Source organism: Pseudomonas sp. GV085 (assembly GCF_003050925.1).
GTDB lineage: Bacteria > Pseudomonadota > Gammaproteobacteria > Pseudomonadales > Pseudomonadaceae > Aquipseudomonas.
On record NZ_QAOV01000012.1, the window covers coordinates 38,400 to 53,550 of the forward strand.

At 59.6% G+C, this 15,151-nt stretch carries 16 protein-coding genes; 5 read left to right on the forward strand and 11 right to left on the reverse strand.

What is annotated here, in order from left to right; all coding sequences use genetic code 11:
• Positions 1-242 precede the first annotated feature (242 nt).
• The 3 genes from C8K63_RS22805 (at position 243) to C8K63_RS22815 (ending at position 2,757) form a co-directional block, all read left to right on the forward strand.
• On the forward strand, positions 243-1,250 hold the full coding sequence (locus C8K63_RS22805) for a methionine ABC transporter ATP-binding protein (protein WP_007986164.1): 1,008 nt from the start codon (positions 243-245) through the stop codon (positions 1,248-1,250).
• On the forward strand, positions 1,250-1,924 hold the full coding sequence (locus C8K63_RS22810) for a methionine ABC transporter permease (RefSeq protein ID WP_108218742.1): 675 nt from the start codon (positions 1,250-1,252) through the stop codon (positions 1,922-1,924). The genes C8K63_RS22805 and C8K63_RS22810 overlap by 1 nt, the downstream gene beginning before the upstream one ends.
• 62 nt (positions 1,925-1,986) lie before the next feature.
• A complete protein-coding gene (locus C8K63_RS22815; protein ID WP_108218743.1) occupies positions 1,987-2,757 on the forward strand; it encodes a MetQ/NlpA family ABC transporter substrate-binding protein in 771 nt (256 codons plus the stop codon).
• Positions 2,758-2,923: 166 nt separating this feature from the next.
• Here the strand turns inward: C8K63_RS22815 and C8K63_RS22820 are convergent, their stop codons facing one another.
• From C8K63_RS22820 to C8K63_RS22840, 5 genes are read right to left on the reverse strand one after another with little or no spacing between them, the layout of a single operon-like run.
• Positions 2,924-3,559 (reverse strand): SCO family protein, encoded by a 636-nt coding sequence (locus C8K63_RS22820; protein ID WP_108218744.1) that lies wholly within the window; start codon positions 3,557-3,559, stop codon positions 2,924-2,926.
• Positions 3,556-4,455: a heme o synthase gene (gene cyoE, locus C8K63_RS22825; RefSeq protein ID WP_108218745.1), complete on the reverse strand. Its 900-nt coding sequence runs from the start codon at positions 4,453-4,455 to the stop codon at positions 3,556-3,558. The genes C8K63_RS22820 and cyoE overlap by 4 nt, the downstream gene beginning before the upstream one ends.
• Positions 4,443-5,516 (reverse strand): heme A synthase, encoded by a 1,074-nt coding sequence (locus C8K63_RS22830; RefSeq protein WP_108218746.1) that lies wholly within the window; start codon positions 5,514-5,516, stop codon positions 4,443-4,445. Before C8K63_RS22830 ends, cyoE begins: the two co-directional genes overlap by 13 nt.
• A gap of 10 nt (positions 5,517-5,526) precedes the next feature.
• Positions 5,527-6,120 (reverse strand): hypothetical protein, encoded by a 594-nt coding sequence (locus C8K63_RS22835; RefSeq protein WP_108218747.1) that lies wholly within the window; start codon positions 6,118-6,120, stop codon positions 5,527-5,529.
• Positions 6,086-6,826 carry an SURF1 family protein gene (locus tag C8K63_RS22840; protein ID WP_108218748.1) on the reverse strand — a complete coding sequence of 247 codons (741 nt, stop codon included), beginning with the start codon at positions 6,824-6,826 and terminating at the stop codon, positions 6,086-6,088. Before C8K63_RS22840 ends, C8K63_RS22835 begins: the two co-directional genes overlap by 35 nt.
• Positions 6,827-6,897: 71 nt before the next feature.
• Between C8K63_RS22840 and C8K63_RS22845 the strand changes: the two genes are divergently transcribed.
• Complete coding sequence (locus tag C8K63_RS22845; protein ID WP_108218749.1) at positions 6,898-7,101, forward strand: twin transmembrane helix small protein; 204 nt, start codon at positions 6,898-6,900, stop codon at positions 7,099-7,101.
• 32 nt (positions 7,102-7,133) lie between these two features.
• Here C8K63_RS22845 and C8K63_RS22850 read toward each other — a convergent pair whose 3' ends face one another.
• From C8K63_RS22850 to coxB, 4 genes are all read right to left on the reverse strand, one after another.
• Positions 7,134-8,021 carry a cytochrome c oxidase subunit 3 gene (locus tag C8K63_RS22850; protein ID WP_108218750.1) on the reverse strand — a complete coding sequence of 296 codons (888 nt, stop codon included), beginning with the start codon at positions 8,019-8,021 and terminating at the stop codon, positions 7,134-7,136.
• Positions 8,022-8,046: 25 nt separating this feature from the next.
• The gene (locus C8K63_RS22855) at positions 8,047-8,598 is read right to left on the reverse strand and encodes a cytochrome c oxidase assembly protein (protein ID WP_108218751.1); all 552 of its coding nucleotides are present in this window, start codon (positions 8,596-8,598) and stop codon (positions 8,047-8,049) included.
• A gap of 129 nt (positions 8,599-8,727) precedes the next feature.
• On the reverse strand, positions 8,728-10,320 hold the full coding sequence (gene ctaD, locus C8K63_RS22860; RefSeq protein ID WP_103397925.1) for a cytochrome c oxidase subunit I: 1,593 nt from the start codon (positions 10,318-10,320) through the stop codon (positions 8,728-8,730).
• An 82-nt stretch (positions 10,321-10,402) separates the two neighbouring features.
• Complete coding sequence (gene coxB, locus C8K63_RS22865; protein WP_108218752.1) at positions 10,403-11,530, reverse strand: cytochrome c oxidase subunit II; 1,128 nt, start codon at positions 11,528-11,530, stop codon at positions 10,403-10,405.
• Between the two features lie 369 nt (positions 11,531-11,899).
• Between coxB and C8K63_RS22870 the strand changes: the two genes are divergently transcribed.
• On the forward strand, positions 11,900-12,550 hold the full coding sequence (locus C8K63_RS22870) for a hypothetical protein (RefSeq protein ID WP_108218753.1): 651 nt from the start codon (positions 11,900-11,902) through the stop codon (positions 12,548-12,550).
• A gap of 120 nt (positions 12,551-12,670) precedes the next feature.
• Here C8K63_RS22870 and C8K63_RS22880 read toward each other — a convergent pair whose 3' ends face one another.
• Both C8K63_RS22880 and C8K63_RS22885 read right to left on the reverse strand, forming a co-directional pair.
• Positions 12,671-14,197, reverse strand: a complete 1,527-nt coding sequence (locus C8K63_RS22880; protein WP_108218754.1) for a SulP family inorganic anion transporter — start codon at positions 14,195-14,197, stop codon at positions 12,671-12,673.
• 90 nt (positions 14,198-14,287) lie between these two features.
• Complete coding sequence (locus C8K63_RS22885) at positions 14,288-15,019, reverse strand: carbonic anhydrase (RefSeq protein WP_108218755.1); 732 nt, start codon at positions 15,017-15,019, stop codon at positions 14,288-14,290.
• Positions 15,020-15,151 lie beyond the last annotated feature (132 nt).

A 15,151-nucleotide genomic window follows, 5' to 3' on the forward strand; every position in this document is an offset into this window, starting at 1 on the left:
TGGCAATAAAAATGCTCAGGCCGAAATCGCCTTGGCCTTTGCCTCCCCCTCCCAAACCCGATACCGACCAATCGCTGGAGTGAGCCTCTTCAGCTGTTCCTTTTTTCTGACCTTTGATCGCGTTATTTCCAAATGACAGGACAAATGCGAAATAAATGCTAAGAACCTCTATACGGACAGGCTAAAATGCGCGCCCGGCTAACCGCTGATCCTTTTCTAACGCGCCCCACAAGGTTCGCTACGTGATCGAGTTTCAAAACGTCCATAAAACCTACCGCGTCGCCGGTAAGGAAATCCCCGCTCTGCATCCGACCAGTCTGACGATTGAGAACGGGCAGGTTTTCGGCTTGATCGGTCATTCCGGTGCAGGAAAAAGTACCCTGCTGCGTCTGATCAATCGCCTGGAAAACGCCAGTGGCGGCAAGATCACCGTCGACGGTGAAGAAGTCACCGCGCTCGACGCCAATGGCCTGCGCCGCTTCCGTCAGCAGGTCGGGATGATTTTCCAGCACTTCAACCTGCTGGCCTCCAAGACTGTCGCCGACAACGTCGCGCTGCCACTGACCCTGGCCGGCGAGCTGTCGCGCAGCGAGATCGACTCGCGCGTGGCCGAGTTGCTGGCGCGGGTCGGTTTGTCCGACCACGCGAAAAAGTACCCGGCGCAATTGTCCGGCGGACAAAAGCAGCGTGTCGGCATTGCCCGCGCCCTGGCGACCAAGCCAAAAATCCTGCTGTGCGATGAAGCCACCAGCGCCCTTGACCCGCAAACCACCGCATCGGTGTTGCAGTTGCTGGCCGAGATCAATCGCGAGCTGAAACTGACCATCGTGTTGATCACCCACGAGATGGACGTGATCCGCCGGGTCTGCGACCAGGTAGCCGTGATGGACGCTGGCGTGATCGTCGAGCAAGGCTCGGTGGCCGAGGTGTTCCTGCATCCGAAGCACCCGACCACCAAGCGCTTCGTGCAGGAAGACGAGCAGATCGACGAAAGCGAACAGCGTGACGACTTCGCTCACGTGCCGGGGCGCATCCTGCGTCTGACCTTCCAGGGCGAAGCGACCTACGCGCCTCTGCTGGGCACTGTCGCCCGGGAAACCGGTGTCGACTACAGCATCCTGGCCGGTCGTATCGACCGCATCAAAGACATCCCTTACGGGCAACTGACCCTGGCCGTGACCGGTGGTGACATGGAAGCGGCCTTCGCCCGCTTCACCGCAGCCGACGTCCACATGGAGGTGCTGCGCTAATGGAAGCCCTGACAAGTTTCTTCGTCAATATCGACTGGTTCGAAATCTGGCTGGCCACCTGCGACACCCTGCTGATGCTCGGCGGTTCGCTGTTGTTCACTGTCCTGCTCGGCTTGCCGTTGGGTGTGCTGCTGTTTCTGTGCAGCCCGCGCCAGTTGCTGGAAGCCAAAGGCGTCTACGCGATGTTGTCGCTGGTGGTGAACGTTCTGCGTTCGTTGCCGTTCATCATCCTGTTGATCGTGATGATTCCGTTCACCGTGTTGATCACTGGCACATCCCTCGGTGTCGCGGGTGCGATCCCGCCGCTGGTGGTGGGTGCCACGCCGTTCTTCGCCCGTCTGGTGGAAACCGCCCTGCGTGAAGTGGATCGCGGCATCATCGAGGCGACCCAGGCCATGGGCGCGACCACGCGGCAGATCATTACCAACGCGTTGCTGCCTGAGGCCCGTCCAGGCATCTTCGCAGCGATTACTGTGACCGCCATTACACTGGTGTCCTACACGGCAATGGCTGGTGTCGTGGGCGCCGGTGGTCTGGGGGACCTGGCGATCCGCTTCGGTTACCAGCGTTTCCAGACCGATGTGATGGTCGTGACGGTGGTGTTGCTGCTGATACTGGTCCAGGTACTGCAAACCGTTGGCGACAAACTGGTTGTGCATTTCTCCCGTAAATAAGACATGAGCCGGCCATTCGCTGGCAGGCGCTGGAAACCGGTGCCGCACAAGGAGTTAGCTGAATGAAAAAACTACTCGTGGCCTTCGCGGCCGTTGCCGCGTTCTCTGCCCATGCGCAATCCCTGACCGTCGCGGCCACCCCGGTACCACACGCCGAGATCCTCGAATTCGTGAAGCCGGCCCTGGCCAAAGAAGGCGTGGACCTGAAGGTCAAGGTATTCACCGACTACATCCAGCCGAACGTGCAGGTCGCGGAAAAACGCCTGGATGCCAACTTCTTCCAGCACCAGCCGTACCTGGATGAGTTCAACAAGGCCAAGGGCACCCACCTGGTTTCCGTGGCCGGTGTGCACCTGGAGCCCCTGGGCGCTTACTCCAGCAAGTACAAGACCATTGCCGAACTGCCTGGCGGTGCCAACGTGGTGATCCCGAACGATGCCACCAACGGCGGCCGTGCGCTGTTGCTGATGGCCAAGGCCGGCCTGATCAAGTTGAAGGATTCGAACAACATCCTGTCGACCGTCAAGGACATCACCGAGAACACCAAGGACCTGAAAATCCGCGAACTGGAAGCCGCGACCATCCCGCGCGTGCTGACCCAGGTCGACCTGGCGCTGATCAACACCAACTACGCGCTGGAAGCCAAGCTCGATCCGTCCAAGGACGCGCTGTTCATCGAAGGCAGCGACTCGCCGTACGTGAACATCCTGGTGGCCCGTCCGGACGACAAGGACAGCGAAGCGATGAAGAAACTGGTGGCTGCCCTGCACAGCCCGGAAGTGAAGGCCTTCATTCTCGAGAAGTACAAAGGCGCGGTAGTGCCAGCGTTCTGACCGAACGGCTGCAACGAAAAAGGGGCGCATCGAATGCGCCCCTTTTTTGTGCCCGAAACACAGCCCCTTGTAGGAGCGAGCTTGCTCGCGAAGGTGTGTCAGCCACTGTGATGTCGACTGACACTCCATCGCGAGCAAGCTCGCTCCTACAGAGGGATTGCGGTGCTTAATTGCGTTTGAGCATCACCGGCAACTGTGCCACCAACTTCGCATTATTCAACGGCGCGCGGATGAAGCCGCGCTGGGTGCCGTCCGGTCCGATCACCGCGAGGTTGCCGCTGTGGTCGACGGTGTAGTTCGGCTTGCTGGTGTCCGCCGGAATGTATGGAATGCTCACCGCGTTGGCGATTTTTTGCAGCTCTTCGGTCGACGCCGGGGTCAGGCCGATGAACTGCGGGTCAAAGTAACCCAGGTACTGCTTGAGCTGCTTGGGCGTATCGCGATTGGGGTCGATGCTGACCAGCACGATTTGCAGTTTATCCACCGCTTCTGGCGGCAACTCGCTCTTGATCTGTCGCAGTTGGGCGAGGGTGGTCGGGCAGATGTCCGGGCAGAAGGTGTAGCCGAAGAACAGCAGGCTCCACTTGCCTTTCAATTCATTGATCGCGACCGGCTGGCCGTCCTGATTGGTCATCGTCACGTCCGGCAGATTACGGCTCTGCGGCAGCAAGATGATTCCGGCGTCGATCAGCGCTGTCGGATCGCCTTGATTCTTCCCGGATAGCACCTTGTTGACGGTCAGGCCCAGGATCAGTGCGACCAGGGCAACGAGAATGAAGACGGTTTTCTGGGTTCGAGTCATAGGTTCAACAGTAAGTAGTGGTCTACGAGCAGGGCGATAAACAGCAGGAACAAGTAGTAAATAGAGTACTTGAACGTGTTGATCGCCGCGTGCGGCCGAGTGCCACGGTACAGCACCACGGCCCATTGCAGAAATCGCGCACCCAGCCCGAGCGCACACACCAGGTACAGCATACCGCTCATGTGGATCACGTAAGGCATCAGGCTGACAGCGAGCAATGCGAAGGTATACAGCAGGATATGAATCTTGGTGTAGTGCACGCCATGGGTGACCGGCAGCATCGGTATGTCGGCCTTGGCGTATTCCTCCTTGCGATGGATCGCCAGTGCCCAGAAGTGCGGCGGGGTCCAGGCGAAGATGATCAGCACCAGCAGCAGCGGTTCGGCGCTGACGTGACCGGTGGCGGCGGTCCAGCCGAGCAACGGCGGCGCAGCACCGGCCAGACCACCGATGACAATGTTCTGCGGGGTCGCGCGCTTGAGAAATCCGGTGTAGATCACCGCGTAGCCGAGCAACGAGGCGAGGGTCAGCCACGCGGTCAGCGGGTTGGTGAACGTCAGCAACATGGCTTGCCCGAGGGCCGCCAATACGAACGCGAACGTCAGCGCGGCGCTTGGTGACACCCGACCTTCGGCGATCGGCCGTTTGTGGGTGCGCGCCATGACTGCGTCGATGCGCCGGTCCACCACATGATTGACCGCCGCCGCGCCACCGGCACACAAAGCGATGCCCAGGTTGCCGAAAATCAGCACCGTCCACGGCACACCGGCACGGGTCGCGAGGAACATCCCCACCAGCGAAGTGATGAGCATCAGCACCACGACTTTGGGTTTGGTCAGCTCCAGGTAGTCACGCCAGATCGCCTGACTGGGACGTTCGCCGATCAGAATCGCCATGGCATCTCTCCTTTTATTGTTATGGGCCCGGCTGAGTGTTTACGCGGGCTGAAGTGCCAGCGCGTTGGCTGCTTGACCCGGACCAGACTGGTTCGGGCGTGGTAATTGACCAGCACCATGGTCAGCAACAGCGCCGCGCCGCCCGCGTTATGCGCGACGGCCACTGGCAGCGGCAGATGGAACAGCACGTTGCTGATGCCCAGTGTGATTTGTGCGCCAAGGGCGATCAGCACCAGGCCTGCCAGGCGCGTCATGCCGACAACTTTCAATTGCCAGGCCAGACCGAGCAACACCAGGGTGACCAGCAACGCACCGATGCGATGGGTCAGGTGAATGGCCGTACGGGCATCGCTGTCCAGTTGCCCGCCGAGATAGTTCGGACCGATGTGTTGGGTCAGGTGAAAGCCATTGGCGAAGTCGGCAGGCGGCAGCCATTGGCCGTGGCAAGTAGGAAAGTCGATACAGGCCACGGCGGCGTAATTGGAACTGACCCAGCCTCCGAGGGCGATTTGCCCGATCACCAGCAGCAGTCCGGCCGTCGCCCAGTGCTGCAGGCGTCGCGGCACGGTCAGCGCCGGCAGTACGCCGGACAGGCGCAAGGTCAGCAGAAACAACAGGCTCAAGGTCGCGAAACCGCCAAGCAAATGCCCGGTAACCACCTGCGGCCAGAGCCTGAGCGTTACTGTCCACATGCCGAACGCAGCCTGGCCAAAAACCACAGCCAACAAAAACAACGGCAACTTCACCGGTTGTCCCGGATGACGGCGATGTAACCACGCGCGACCGGCCAACACCGTGATCAATATCCCCAGCGTGCCGGCGGAGTAGCGGTGGATCATCTCGTTCCAGCCCTTGTGGGCCTCGACCGGAGCGTCCGGGAAATGCAATTCGGCATGGGCCAGCTGGGCTTCGCTTTTCGGCACGCTGATGAAGCCGTAGCAGCCGGGCCAGTCCGGGCAGCCGAGGCCGGCGTGGGTCAGGCGGGTGTAGGCGCCGAGCAACACCACAATCAGTGCCAGCAAGGTGGCAAACAGCGCGAGGCGAAATCCAGGTTTGGCCATGACGATGCCCTTATCCGATGTTCGACAGTTTCAGCAGGTGACGCAGGTCGTTGAGCAGGTCCTTACCCTTCACCGACGGGTCATAGCGCAGCACCAGGTTGCCGTGAGGGTCGATGATCCACAGGTGCGGCGCGTCATTGCTCTGAGCACCTTTGGTGTAGGTCGGCAAGTCCAGTGAATAGCGTTGCAACTGCGGGTACTCGCGTTGAAGTTTAGTCTCGTAATCGCTGTTCAGCGTCTGCGCGGCAGCCAATGCATGGCTGGCGCGGGACGCATCGCGGCCGAGGCCGATCTGGACCTGCCGCGCCAGATACACCAGTTGCTGGCAGTCCACCGCACAAGCCTTGGGCGCCGTTACCAGTATCTGCCAGCGATCCTCCTGAGCCTGCACGCCGATGTCGGCACGGGTCTGGCCGTTACCGATCAGTTCGCCGTGATAACTGCGGCCCTCGGGCACCCAGAAATTCAGCTTGTACATGCCGGTGGCAAGGATCATCGGACCGATCACCCCGAGCAGGATCAGCAGCAGTTGCATGCGGCCCTTGCGCCGGTTCACCGACGGTTTCGCCTCAGACATGCTGGGTGGATTCATGGCCGCTCCCATGGTGTTTCTCCTTTGCGTTGTGCCAGCCGAGATAGAGATAAAGGCCGAACAGGGCGATCGTCATGGCGAACCACTGCACGGCATAAGCAATGTGTTTTTCCGGCCCCATCGCCACCACCGGCCAGTCGGCCTGATAAGTGGCGGGGCCGGTTTCGGCGCGTAGCTCAAAGGCAAAGCCTTCGCGGTTCAGCGCAGTCCAGAGCCTGGTTGGCTCAACGGCCGTAATCAGCTTCGGCCATGTCAACGTTGTGGGATCTGCGTGCAATTGGAACGTCGCACCGGGGGAGACGTAGACCCACGCGTCGAGGCTGACCGCTTCGGTGGGTGTCTTGAATTGGGGTGGTGTGCGACGCTCCGGCCACGGCAGCCAGCCACGATTGACCAGCAGCCAAAGTCCGGTGGCCTGATCGTGAAACGGTTGCAACAGCTCGACACCAACCCTGCCGTTGCGTTGACTGTTGTCCAGCAGCAGGCTGTGTTCGGCATCGAACCGGCCGTACAGGTGAACCCGACGGAAGGCCGGGTCTGTCGTGTGTTGCAGTTCGGTGCTGGCCATCGGCTCGGCGACACGGCGCTCGGCGTAGGTTTGCAGCAGCGCGCTTTTCTCCGCGCCCCGGCTCAATTGCCAGAACCCCAAAGACACCAGCAGCGGCAGCAACAACGCCACCACCAGCGTTGGCACGATACCTGGCCGAAAGCGCTTCATGGCGTCGCCAGAAAGTTGGTCATCGCGATAGCTATACTCAAATGCATCGCTTCTCCCCCCGGAGTCTCACCATGCTCAAAGCAGCCATCGTCCTGATGCTGATTGCCACGGTTGTCAGCCTGTTCAGCGGCCTGTTTTTTCTGGTCAAGGACGACAGCCGCTCAAACCGCCTCGTCATTGCCTTGAGTGTGCGAGTGACGCTGGCCGCCCTTACCCTCGGTCTGATCGCCTGGGGTTTTTTCAGCGGCCAGTTGGTATCGCATGCCCCTTGGTAGCTGTAGGAGCGAGCTTGCTCCTGCAAGCTGCTTTAAAGCACATAGACGAAAACGAACAGCCCGATCCACACCACATCCACGAAGTGCCAGTACCAGCTCGCCGCTTCGAAGCCGAACTGATGCTCGCTGTCGAAGTGCCCGCGCATGATCCGCATCAGCATCACGAACAGGATGATGGTGCCGATGGTCACGTGGGCGCCGTGGAACCCGGTGAGCATGAAGAATGTCGCGCCGTAGATGCCCGAGCCCAAGGTCAGACCCAGTTCGTGATAGGCGTGAATGTACTCTTCGGCCTGGAAGGTGAGGAACCCACAGCCCAACAGTACGGTAAGCGCCAGCCAGAGTTTCAGTGCGCCGCGATGGCCCTTTTTCAAGGCGTGGTGGGCGATGGTCACGGTTACGCTGGAGCTCACCAGTAACACGGTATTGAGCAGCGGCAGGCCCCAGGGGCTGATGACTTCCTTGGGCGGCGGAAACAATTTCGAGTCGGGGTTGTTCAGCAACGGCCAGACGAATTCGAAGTTCGGCCACAGCATGTGCGCGATGCCTTTGGCGCCCTCACCGCCGAGCGCCGGCCCGGAGATGTGACGCACATAAAACAGCGCGCCGAAAAAGGCGATGAAGAACATCACCTCCGAGAAAATGAACCAGCTCATGCCCCAGCGGAACGAGCGATCCATTTGCGCGCTGTACAAACCACTGCGACTTTCCTTGATCACCGTGCCGAACCAGCCGAACAGCATGTAAGCCACCAACAGGCCACCGACGAAAAAGATCAGTGGCCCGTGGGATTCCGGGCGCGCCGCTTTCAGATCATTGAACCAGGTGGCCAGGCCGTACACGGTGGTGACCATGCCGAGCGTGGCGATGATCGGCCATTTGCTCTGGGCGGGAACGTAATAATGTTCATGAGTTGCCATTTATTGTTCTCCTTATCGGGCACGCTCAGCCGCCAGTGTTTACAGCTACCGGAGGATGTCGGGCGGTGATATCGAACAGCGTGTAAGACAGCGTCAGGTGCTTCACTTCCTTGGGCATGTCACGGTCAACGATGAAACGTACCGGCATCTCGATCCGTTGACCGGGCTGCAGCACTTGCTGGGTAAAGCAGAAGCATTCGGTCTTGTGGAAGTACGCCGCCGCGGTGCTCGGCGCAATGCTCGGCACCGCTTGGGCGCTCATCGGCTTATCGGTGGGGTTGTGGGCGATGAAGATCATTTCGTTCACTGCCCCCGGATGGGCCACCAGTTCCTCGCCCTTGGGATAGAAGTCCCAGGGCATATCGGCGGTGTTGGTCGACAGAAACTGCACGCGCACCTGCCGCGAGGTGTCGACCGTTTGCTCGCCCTCGTACTGCCCGGCGGTCTTGCCGTTGATGCCGAACGCCTTGCACATCACGTCGTAGATCGGCACCAGTGCAAACCCGAACACAAACATCGCCACCACCACGGTCAGCAGGCGCGTGACCAGTTTTTTCAACGAAATAGAGTCAGCCATGACTTCCGCACAACCCTGTAGGAGCGAGCTTGCTCGCGAAAAACTTGAAAGCGCCGTTGTGAGTCAGGCTTCCAGCGTTATCGTTGACGGCCATCGCGAGCAAGTTCGCTCCTACAAGGGTCACAGTGTTCATTTCACTTCCGGCGGCGTGGTGAAGGTGTGATACGGCGCCGGTGACGGGATGCTCCACTCCAGGCCTTCAGCCCCGTCCCACGGTTTGGCCGGTGCTGGGGGGCCGCCGCGAATGGTCTTGATCACGATGAACAGGAAGAAGATCTGCGTGGCGCCGAACATGAATGCACCGATCGACGACACCATGTTGAAGTCGGCGAATTGCAGGTTGTAGTCCGGAATCCGTCGCGGCATCCCCGCCAGCCCCACGAAGTGCATCGGGAAGAAGGCCATGTTCATGCCGATGAACGACAGCCAGAAATGCAGCTTGCCGAGGGTTTCGTCGTACATGTGGCCAGTCCATTTCGGCAGCCAGTAGTAGGCCGAGGCGAAGATCCCGAAGATCGCCCCCGGCACCAGTACGTAGTGGAAGTGTGCAACCACGAAGTAGGTGTCCTGGTACTGGAAGTCCGCCGGGGCGATGGCCAGCATCAACCCGGAGAATCCGCCGATGGAGAACAGGATCACGAACGCCACGGCAAACAGCATCGGCGTCTCGAACGTCAGCGAGCCTTGCCACATGGTGCTGGCCCAGTTGAACACCTTCACGCCCGTTGGCACCGCAATCAGCAGTGTGGCGTACATGAAGAACAGCTCGCCCACCAACGGAATGCCGACCACGAACATGTGGTGCGCCCAGACGATGAACGACAGGAACGCGATACTCGCCGTGGCGTAGACCATCGAGGTGTAGCCGAACAATGGCTTGCGCGAAAAAGCCGGAATGATCGAGCTGACGGCACCGAAGGCCGGCAGGATCATGATGTACACCTCGGGGTGACCGAAAAACCAGAACACATGCTGGAACAGCACCGGGTCACCGCCACCGGCGGCACTGAAGAAGCTGGTGCCGAAATGGATGTCCATCAGCATCATGGTTACGCAGCCCGCCAGTACCGGCATCACCGCAATCAACAGGAACGCGGTGATCAGCCAGGTCCAGACGAACAGCGGCATTTTCATCAATGTCATGCCGGGGGCGCGCAGGTTGAGGATGGTCGCGATCACGTTGATCGCCCCCATGATCGAACTGATCCCCATCAAGTGAATGGCGAAGATGAAGAAGGTCACGCTTTCCGGCGCGTAGGTCGTCGACAGCGGTGCATAGAAGGTCCAGCCGAAGTTCGGCCCGCCGCCGGCGGTGAACAGGGTCGATACCAGCAGCAGGAACGCTGCCGGCAACAGCCAGAAGCTGAAGTTGTTCATCCGCGGCAGGGCCATGTCCGGCGCGCCGATCATCAGCGGGATCATCCAGTTGGCGAGGCCGACGAAAGCCGGCATCACTGCACCGAAGACCATCACCAGACCGTGCATGGTGGTCATCTGGTTGAAGAACTCCGGCTGGACGATTTGCAGCCCCGGCTGGAACAGCTCGGCACGGATCACCATGGCGAACGAGCCGCCAAGCAGGAACATGGAGAATGCAAACCACAGGTACAGCGTGCCAATGTCCTTGTGGTTGGTGGTCAGCACCCAGCGCATCAAGCCTTTGGCGGGGCCGTGGGCGTGGTCGGTGGCGGTATGAACATGTTCATCGATTACAGCAGTCATGTCCTGTCTCCTGCAAACAGATGGGCTGGGCAGGCCGGGGTGCATAGCCCCGACCGGTTCCGTACGTGCGCAATAGACCGGGTCATTTGCTTTCCGCCTGTTTCAGCTCCAGTACTTCTTTAGGCGTGACCATGTCGCCTTTGTTGTTACCCCAGGCATTACGCTCATAGGTCACGACCGCCGCGATATCGACTTCCGATAGTTGCTTGCCGAACGCCGCCATTGCGGTGCCGGGCTTGCCGTGGAAGACAATGCTCAGGTGAGCGTCTTTCGGTCCGGTGGCGATTTTCGAGCCCTTGAGCGCCGGGAACATCGGCGGCAGGCCCTGACCTTCGGCCTGGTGACAGGCCACGCATGTGGTGTGATAGACCTTGTCACCGCGATCCTTGAGTTCGTCGAGCGTCCATTCCTTGCTGGTCAGTTCTTTGAGCTGCGCGGCCTCGACCTTGCGATCGGCCAGCCATTTTTCGTAATCGGCCTTTTCCTTGACCTCGACCACCGTCGGCATGAAACCGTGATCCTTGCCGCACAACTCGGCGCACTGGCCACGGTAGATGCCGGGCTTGTCGATGCGGGTCCAGGCCTCATTGACGAACCCGGGAATCGCATCGCGCTTGACCGCAAAAGCCGGCACCCACCAGGAGTGGATCACGTCGGCGGAGGTCACCAGGAAGCGCACCTTGGTGCCGACCGGCAGCACCAATGGCTTGTCGACTTCGAGCAGGTAGTGCTCGCCCTTGGTTTCCTTGTTGTGGATTTGATCTTGGGGGGTGGTCAGGTTGCTGAAGAACTCGATGTCCTGGCCCAGGTACTTGTAATGCCACTTCCACTGGTAGCCGGTGATCTGTATATCGATCTCCGGCTCGCTGGCGTCGTACATCTTGATCAGGGTTGCGGTAGCGGGAACCGCCATGGCCACCAGGATCAGGAAGGGTACGATGGTCCAGAGGATTTCGACGGTGGTGCTTTCATGAAATTTGGCGGCCACCTGCCCGGTCGAGCGGCGGTGGAGAATCATCGACCAGAACATGGCACCAAAAACGATGATGCCGATCACCACACAGATCCAGAAAATGGTCATGTGCAGGTCGAATACTGCGTGACTGATTTCAGTCGCTCCAGGCGCCATATTCACAGTCCAGGCCGCTTGCGCCTGACTGAAAATCGACCACAACAGGAGGCCCATCCAGACATGTGGATGTCGCATCATTGCGGGTTCCCCTTATCGTTCTTTTTATCCCGCCGGCTTTCACCTGCGGCAAGGGAGCGGCTGCATCAGACTACGAACTTGAGCACCGGGCCTTGCTGCATATGCAGTCGGGCGTCATCAGCTAACTCCATTCAATGGCGAGTATAGACAGCGACTCCGACCACGCAACGCGATGACGTAAATGATCTGAAACAGCGGGGACTTGCGTTCAAGGGCACGATTGGAGAAGGATGCAGACGAGTGGTGGCAAATCGATATAACGCAGATGCATCAAGGATGAAATAATTATGACAAATGCGTCTTAGCATTTTTCGTAAGCCAGCTAAGTTATGTCTTCCCTATTTCATTGCCTTGTTTCCTGGAGTTTTCATGAACACCGCCGCATTGCGCGAGCAGATCCAAAAAGCCCAACAACATGAAGCCGAGACCGGCCTGCTGACGCGTCAGCTGGAAAGTAAACTGCCTCATCTACACCCGACGATCCAATTGCCGGAGACCGATACCAACGGCGTACTGACGCGATTTGTCACCGCCTACATCGAAGAAGTCCCCGATCTGCTGGATGCAGCCAATGAAGTCGCCAGGGAAGCGGGCATTGAGTCACAGATCAAACCGGTGCTGAATATCGCCGAGCAGTACTTCCTCCAGCCGCCAGCCATCATGGCCGGCCATGTCGGGCTCGACAGCCTGCTGGATGAAGCCTACCTGTCGCACCGGTTTGTCGAAGAGGTCAATGACCTGTACATCAAGCATTTCGGCCAGCCACTGATCCCCTTGGACATGACTGTCGCCAACCTGATTGCTCACCAATTGATCGGTGAGGAGTTTGCCAACCAACTGGACGAAGTCGTACATCACGCGTTCGATCAAATGTTGACCGAAGAGAGCTTTGCGCTAGAGTCGGTGGAAGCCTACCGCGACAAGCTCAGCAGCCCGAACACCGGTGCCGCGTGGAAGCGCTGGCCGTGCATGTCGCGCCGTTTGGGCGTGGGCCTGGAGCTGGATCAGCCGGCAGCTTGATCCATCGGTAAACACAATCCCTCTGTAGGAGCGAGCTTGCTCGCGATGGGGCCACGTCATTCAACATCAATGTTGACTGATCCGCCGCCATCGCGAGCAAGCCCGCTCCCACACTGTTATCTACCCGGTCGCGCCGACGCCGGTATTCGTCCGCACCCGCCCCTCAAGCCTGCGCTTCAACCCCCGCGATTCAATCAACAGCTTCGATCCCTTGGCCGCATTCGCCCGACCCCATTCCTCCAGCAACTCCAGACACGAGTGATCGATGTAGCTCAGATTATTGAGCGGCACATGCACCGTCGCGCCTGGTGGAATACTACCCAGCACCTGCGTCAGCGCCGGCACTTTGAGGAAGGTTGCAGCGCCTGTCAGGCGCAATTCCATTTGCCCTTCCTGCGGCAGGTCGATCAGGCTGATTTTCAACCGCGAAGCTTTAAGCGCCAGCTTCACCAGCGTCAGACCGAAGCCAATCAACACGCCAGTCAGCAGGTCCGTGAAAACGATGGCGAGCGCGGTCGCCGCGTAAGTGAACATCGGCGCCCGACCATACCGGCCCAAACCGCGAAAGACCTTGAGGTCCACCAGTTTGAAACCGGTGTACACCAGCACGCCCGCCAGGCTTGCCACCGGAATGCTTTGCAGGACACTGGACAGCAACAGCACGAACGCCAGCAGCCACAGGCCGTGGAAAATGGTCGAAAACCGTGTAGTTGCTCCGGCCTGAACATTCGCCGAACTGCGTACGATAACGCCCGTCATCGGCAACGCCCCAAGCAAGCCGCACAGCATGTTGCCGATACCTTGTGCCGACAGTTCCCGGTCGAAGTCCGAGCGCTGGCCACTGTGCATGCGATCAACCGCGGCGGCCGAGAGCAAGGTTTCGGCGCTGGCGATAAAGGCCACGGCAAACGCGGCGATCAGCAAGGCGGGATCAGCCAGGTTGAGCATGTCCACCGGCTTTAGCCAATCGATGGCCTCCGTCAGGTTGGCCGGTACCTCAACCCGTTTGACCTGCAACGCCAGCACCAGGCTGGCAAGCGTGGCCAAACCGACGCCAAGTAGCGCGCCAGGAACGAAGCGCAGGGATTGTGGACGGAGCTTTTCCCACAGCCACATGACGGCAATCGTCGACAAACCGAGCAAACCGGCTTGCCAGCCAAACGTGGGCAACGCCTGAGCCAGTGCCGCCGGGAAGGCTGCCAGGTTATCCAGGCCCGAGGGTTTGGGCACGGCATCCAGCATCACATGCACCTGAGACAGGATGATCAGCACGCCAATCCCGGCCAGCATGCCGTATACCACCGCAGGTGCCGTCACCCGAAACCAGCAGCCCAGCTTCAAACGGCCAGCCACCAGTTGCAGAAAACCTGCCAGCAACAGTATGGGCCCAAGCATGGCGATGCCGTGCTGGCGGACCAGTTCGAATACCAGAACGGCCAGGCCCGCCGCCGGGCCGCTGACTTGCAGTGGTGAACCGGCCAACCAGCCGACTACCAAGCCACCGATGATGCCGGTGATCAGCCCTTTCGCCGGCGGCAGTCCCGAGGCAATCGCGATGCCCATGCACAGAGGCAGGGCGACCAGAAACACAACCACCGAAGCCAGCAGCTCCCGTGGCAGAACAGCTTTGAGTCGAGCAGCACGCATGGTGAGTCTCCCGAAGTTTTCTTCAGCCATGGCAAAGCCAGGCTGCCTGAACGGCGGCCTCGGCTAAACCACACAACGATTTAGGAGGATTTAGAAGCGCGCTTTTGGCGTCGCCACAGGAATCGGCAGGCTGCCATTTAGCGGCAGGAAACAGCCTTGATCGGCGTCGTACGCTTTGATTTCGCTGGTTTCGATGTTGTAGACCCAGCCGTGGATAAACAGCTGACCGTTGGCCATGCGTGAGGCCACCGACGGATGGGTGCGCAGATGCTGCAATTGGGCGATCACATTCTCTTCGGTGAGAATGTGCATGCTTTCGCTTTCGCTAGAGCAGTTGCAGTTCTCCTGCACCATGGTTTTGGCCACTTCGGCATGACGCAGCCAGGCTTTGACCGTGGGCATTTTTTCCAGACTGTCCGGGTTGAGCACCGCACGCATGGCGCCGCAGTCGGAATGCCCGCAAATGATGATGTGATGCACCCCCAGAGCCAGTACGGCGTACTCGATCGCCGTGGAAACACCGCCGTTCATTTGCCCGTAAGGCGGTACAACGTTGCCGACATTGCGGGTCACGAACAGATCGCCGGGGGAGCTTTGGGTAATCAACTCGGGCACGATGCGCGAATCGGCGCAGGCAATGAACATCGCTCGTGGCCGCTGGGCCGTGGCGAGTTTTTTGAAGAGCTCTTCCTGCTGGGGAAAGACCTCATGATGAAAATGCAAAAAACCGTCAACGATATGCTGCAACGCTGCATCGGCGGTTTCCGCCTCGGGTTCGGGCGATGCCGACGCAGCCAACGGCTGTTTATCCTTGTCACTCATGATTCATCCTCATTGGCGGAGTCAGGAAGTCATCCCGCGTGGTCCGGTGTGAAGCCAGTGGCTGGTAAAAAAACATCCAGGCGAAACATCTCGACCCATCAGTCACTCGATGAACAAGGTAGCGATCGAATC